Below are 1,199 nucleotides of genomic sequence, written 5' to 3' on the forward strand. Positions count from 1 at the left end.
CGGCGCGGATTTGATGCGGCGCGCCCGGAACCACCTGTATTGCTGGAAGCGCGCCGGATTTGATCAGGCGTCGTATCGCGTGGTGTGTGACGCCTAAAGTCTTCGCCGCCTCTGCCATGGTGAGCCATTCGCCATCCTTTTCCGCGGATCGATACCCGTGGATGCCACGGACGCGTCGAACGGAAGCAACGCGATGCGCCGTCCACGTCTTGCCCTGGCCAGTGGGCAGGCCCATTCGATTCAGCGACGCGGCAATGTGTTCGTCAGACCAGCGACCGGCCATGCTTCTCATGACCGCCAACGCATCTTCGGTTGTCGCGCAACCATGTTCTCCTGTTCGAGGTTTGCGCACGCGCAATTCGGAGTGCTGACCTCCACGCCAATGGATCGTGAGCACGACATCGCGTGTTTCATCGTCAACATCGACTACGATGTCGGCGATCAATGACCGGAGCAATTGCTGGCGAGCGCGCATCGTCACGCCGGGCGCATTCCAAGCCGCCGATAGATTGTCCGCCAGGTCGGTGAAGCATTGGGGTCGACCTTGATATCCGGGCGCCTTTCTGCAGGTTGTCGCGCCTCCAGATCTCGGACACGTCGGAGCGCGGCCTCCCCGTTCTTTTCCAGTTGCGCGGCGATGAGGCGATTGTCCGGATCGCAAGCAGCGTAACGTCGCTCCGCCAAGCTGGCTTCGTAGCGGGCTTGCTGCAACTCCATGTCCAGGATGCGCTGCTGATCTTCTTGCTGTTCCCGGTGCATCTGCTCCGCCTTGAATGCGGCTTCGATCGCCACTGGCTCGACCGCCCTCAAAATCTCCCGGGCAACCGCGGCGTCTACCCGCGGGCCGCCGAAGGTCATGCACCGGGGCTGGCCCATCATAAGGTTTGGTTTGTCGCAGCGATATACCGGTCGGCTTTGCGGATTACCGGTGTAGGCGACCGAAAGTCTCCGGCCGCAACGCCTACAGGTCAGCACGCCTGACAGAAGCGCCCTTCCTCCCCGGCCAGACTTTACGCCGCCGGCGCGACCGTAATTGTTGAGCGCAAGTTGCTTTTGATTGCGCTCATATTCCGCCCAGTCGATATAGCCCTCGTGATGGTCCTTTAGCATCACCTCCCATGTTCCGATCGGCTTCCCGTGCCCATAACTGCGCCGAGCTCTGCCGTCGACGATCGAAGTGCGCTTCTCGCTCTTCCCGT

The 1,199-nt window shown here is 61.4% G+C and carries 1 pseudogene; it reads right to left on the bottom strand.

The annotated features are described in order from the left end of the window. Window positions 1–1,199, bottom strand: a pseudogene (locus tag NEI07_RS08445) (recombinase zinc beta ribbon domain-containing protein); the annotation flags it as partial.

Source organism: Methylocystis suflitae, assembly GCF_024448135.1.
Classification (GTDB): domain Bacteria; phylum Pseudomonadota; class Alphaproteobacteria; order Rhizobiales; family Beijerinckiaceae; genus Methylocystis; species Methylocystis suflitae.